General features: G+C 49.7%; 2 protein-coding genes and 1 pseudogene. 2 read left to right on the top strand and 1 reads right to left on the bottom strand.

Translation table 11 applies throughout. From position 1 onward, the window contains the following. Positions 1 to 66: 66 nt before the first annotated feature. Positions 67 to 345 carry a hypothetical protein gene (locus ACP5KC_RS09175; protein WP_428287347.1) on the bottom strand — a complete coding sequence of 93 codons (279 nt, stop codon included), beginning with the start codon at positions 343 to 345 and terminating at the stop codon, positions 67 to 69. Positions 346 to 933: 588 nt separating this feature from the next. On the opposite strand from ACP5KC_RS09175, the gene ACP5KC_RS09170 reads away from it, so the two are divergent. Then, the gene (locus ACP5KC_RS09170) at positions 934 to 3,618 is read left to right on the top strand and encodes a cation-translocating P-type ATPase (protein WP_424737998.1); all 2,685 of its coding nucleotides are present in this window, start codon (positions 934 to 936) and stop codon (positions 3,616 to 3,618) included. 79 nt (positions 3,619 to 3,697) lie between these two features. Then, a pseudogene (locus ACP5KC_RS09165) lies at positions 3,698 to 4,119 on the top strand (hypothetical protein); the annotation flags it as partial.

Below are 4,119 nucleotides of genomic sequence, written 5' to 3'. Positions count from 1 at the left end.
TCAGCAGGCAGCCTGAGACGTATGAATTTTTCACGCCAATAATAAACTGTCATTGAGAGCCCTGACTCACCGAGTTCTAGATCTACTCGCCGTGCAATACTCTTCAAAGACTCGAGTATTGAGGCTAAGGGGAAGGCTGTCGAGGCCCAGACTTAGAGGCTGCAGAGCACCCTCAACACTATCAACCGCATGTTCAGCAACACCCATGACCCTCAGCCCAGCATCAATAGACGAGACTAGAAGCCTAGAAGCATCGAGGCTCAGCCACAATGTACCGCCGATAAGGCTCGGCGCCAAAACACGAAGGTCGATGTTCTTAACGATAACCGTTGGAGTAGCGGTCATTTCCCCCACTCTACCACTACCTAGACCTTATAAGACAAACAAAACGCCTAGACCTCTAAAACCGACCACGTTCAGCTGATACTAAACAAGAGCCCGGGTTTAGGACGGATCGCTTGTCTGAGGGATTCAGAGGGCTCTATTTAAGACTAGTTGAATACCTGTGGGGCTCTTCATCGACCATTACAACCGATGATGTACGCGAGTCCCCTAGAAGTGGGTTTTAACCGCGGCGAAGATCATCCCTTACGGTTTCAAGGTAGAAGGTGATGATTCCGCTTTCAGGCTATTAAGGGCGAGAATTAAATAGTACACGTGAAAAAATGATTTTGGGTACGGGTTACGCTGACGGTTTAAGATAGGATATTACCACTTATATCTCTCCCATTCAAATGCTTGGCTTAGTGAGAATTTCGACTAGCCATAGACCCATCCGAGGAGGAGGTCATAATTCTCAATATTTTTTAAAGATGTTGCGGTATTGACCTTTATTTATTTATCAAGTTCAACCAAACAATGCACGCTTTAGAGCAAAGGTAATTAAGCCAGGTCAATAACGTGGAGCAAGTGATCCGGTGATGGTGGCAAGATATGAGGCCATTGCTCCCAGAGCAGCTCTACACTACTTTAGGCACATCCCCCGAAGGACTTACCTGGGAGGAAGCCAAGCGTAGACTCTCAAAATATGGGTTTAACGTCTTCTCGATAAGGAAAGAACGTTTTAGAAACCTTAAGAAGTTTCTAAAGCACCTAGTAGATCCTCTCTCTTTACTACTACTCATAGCGAGTACTCTATCCTTCGCAATAGGGTCCAATAACCTAGGAATAGCAATACTTGTCCTGACAATTCTTAACGCTACCCTTAACACGCTGCAAGAGTGGCGTGCCGAGAAAGCCGTCGAGAAGCTTAAAGCATGGATGCCATCATACGCCAAGGTGGTACGCGAAGGCAAGACAGCTATAATACCAGTAAGCGAAGTAGTACCAGGAGACATCATAATTGTAGAGGAAGGCGACAAGGTTCCCGCGGACGCCGTCCTCATAGAGGCGCACGACCTCTGGGTTAGCAATATTCCCCTTACAGGCGAGTCTGTCCCAATCCAGAAGACTGTGGATGACCTGGAAGAGGAGTATTCCTCGTACCTTGAAATGCCCAACGTGATACTTGCCGGCACCACGGTTGTACGTGGGTACGGGAAGGCGCTCGTGTTCGCTACTGGGCAGCGCACAGCTTTTGGAGACGTTGTCAGGCTTACTCAAGAGGTTAAGGAAGAGGAAAGCCCTCTCGAGAAAGAGATAGCCTCGCTCGCGAGAACCACATTTTCCATCGCGATGCTGGTCGGCTTCATCTTCTTCGTAGTAAGCTTCGTCTTCCTGCACCAAACCCTCTACGACAGCATGCTCTTTATGATAGGTGTGATGACGGCCTTGGTCCCTGAAGGCCTCCAGATAACGGTCTCCATGGCCCTAGCCCTTGCGGTTGTAGACATGGCTAAGCGCAACGTCCTAGTCAAGCGGCTGTCCTCTGTCCAGACACTAGGAAGCGTGACTGTGATTGGAACAGACAAAACTGGGACTATAACGAAAGGGGAGATGATGGTCGCGCGTGTCTGGGTCTACGACCGAGAATACCAGGTCACGGGCTCCGGCTACGAGCCTAAGGGCGAGTTCATCTTAAATCGGTCCCCGAGTATTCAGAGGGATCCAGTCCTAGAAAAACTCTTAACCGCTGCTGTGCTCTCATCAAACTCTCAACTCCAACCTCCCGAGGGTGGCAAGGGAATATGGAGGGTTATCGGTGATCCCACCGATGCGGCTTTGCTAATAGCGGCTCTCAAGTATGGTCTCGACAGGGAGGCTCTCCTGAGGCAGTACGAGCTGGTCAAGCGCTCCTCTCTAGACCCCTCAAAAAAGACCATATACGTTATATTCGAGAGGAACGGGAGTAGAGTCCTCTTCTTAAAGGGGGCTCCCAGGGGAGTGATAAGCTCCTCGAATAAGATCATGGTTGACGGCGAGATTAAAGACTTCTCTCCGGATTTAAGGAAGCGGGTCGAGGAGAAGATAAGAGAGATGGGGGAAGCTGGGCTAAGAGTAATCGGTGTAGCCTACGGTGAAGACACTGAGACCGACTCAGGGTTAGTGTTCCTCGGTTTGATAGGCATAATAGACCCTCCCAGGCCAGAAGTCCCAGAGTTCGTAGCGAAGGCGAAGAAGGGTGGGATCAAGATTATAATACTGACGGGCGACTACGGACCCACGGCTAAGGCAATAGCTAGGAGCGTAGGAATCGTAGGGGAAAACGCGAGGATCATAAAGGGGGCAGAGCTTGAGAAGATGAGCGATGAGGAGCTCGCCGAGATACTTAGAAGAGAGGAAGTAATTTTCTCAAGAGTCACCCCTGAACAAAAGCTCAGGGTCCTACGCGTCTTAAAGCGTAACGGTGAAGTAGTAGCCATGGTCGGCGATGGCGTCAACGATGCCCCCTCCTTAAAAGAGGCTGACATCGGCGTCGCCATGGGCGTAACAGGCACAGACGTTGCTAGAGAAGTAGCAGACGTCGTTCTACTCGACGACAGCTTCGCGTCTATAGTGAAAGGTATAGAACTCGGGAGGGCTATATTCGAAAACATCAAGAAGTTCGTAACATACGTCTTTGCGCACAACTGGGCCGAGCTATTCCCATTTCTCGCCTTTATTCTAGGAGGAATACCGCTTCCCCTCACAGTCACACAGGTCCTAGCGATAGACCTCGTTATAGACGTCATACCATCCATCGGGCTCAGCAGGGAGCCACCCGAGCCAGGGGTCATGGAAGAGCCACCCCTAAGCAAAAGCGAAAGGTTGTTTGACAGGAAGGCGATAATAAGGTCCTTCCTATTAGGCTTCACTGCATCCATGCTCGCCCTCTACAATTGTATATCCCTCTGGACTAGTGCAGGCTGGCATCCCGGCACTCCACTCGATTATTCCTCGAACGTTTATATTGCAGGGGTCACAATGACCTTCGCTACGATAGTGTTCGCGCAGATGGGCAACCTTATAGCCTCGCGTAAAAAGAGAGGCCCCCTCATCGACTCATCTCTAATACGCGACAAGTGGATACTTCTAAGCCTTGCCTCCCAGCTCCTCATCCTCCTCGCGCTGATATATCATCCAGCCCTACAACCGATATTCCAGACACACCCCCTCACCATACAGGAGTGGCTTCGAGTAACACCCGCATTCATCGTAGGAATGACTCTCAGCCATCTTCTAGCAAAGGCGGGACTCTAACGGGTTTATCAATTACTTCTGTTCTCCTTTTCAAGCATTAGACAAAGTTTATTTTGTCAATTAACGAAGAAACCCATGTATGGCTAGTCTACCAAGCTACGAATGGTTAGAGGGAAAGGCCCGGGAAAGCCGTTTTCTCAACGACCCACACGTTACGAGACTAGTAGAGCTTGCAAAGGACAAGAGCCTTTTCGAAAAATCACCCAGCTACCTTTCAAACCTTAGGAGAGACCTACTGAGAAGCTCTCTGAAATTCTTTGCGAGAAATAGTGAGTTCTATGAGAAGCTCTTAGCCAATCTCGGAATTGATCCCGATGCAGCAGAGCTGGAAGACCTCGCTAAGCTTGCCGTGCCCTCGGATCTGTTAAGGGGGGATGGGATAAAGAGATTCCTCATACCCAGCCGCGATGAGGGAGGCTTCACATTTAGATCAAGCGGGACAAGCGGTAAAACACCTGTCAGAATATACCGTAGCCCTCTCGAGCTCGTGCTAATGACTGT

Origin of the sequence: Infirmifilum sp. (assembly GCF_049970975.1) — an archaeon.
In the GTDB taxonomy this organism is placed as follows: domain Archaea; phylum Thermoproteota; class Thermoprotei; order Thermofilales; family Thermofilaceae; genus Thermofilum; species Thermofilum uzonense.
Note: the sequence above shows the minus strand (reverse complement) of the source record. Positions and strands in the feature narration are given on the sequence as shown.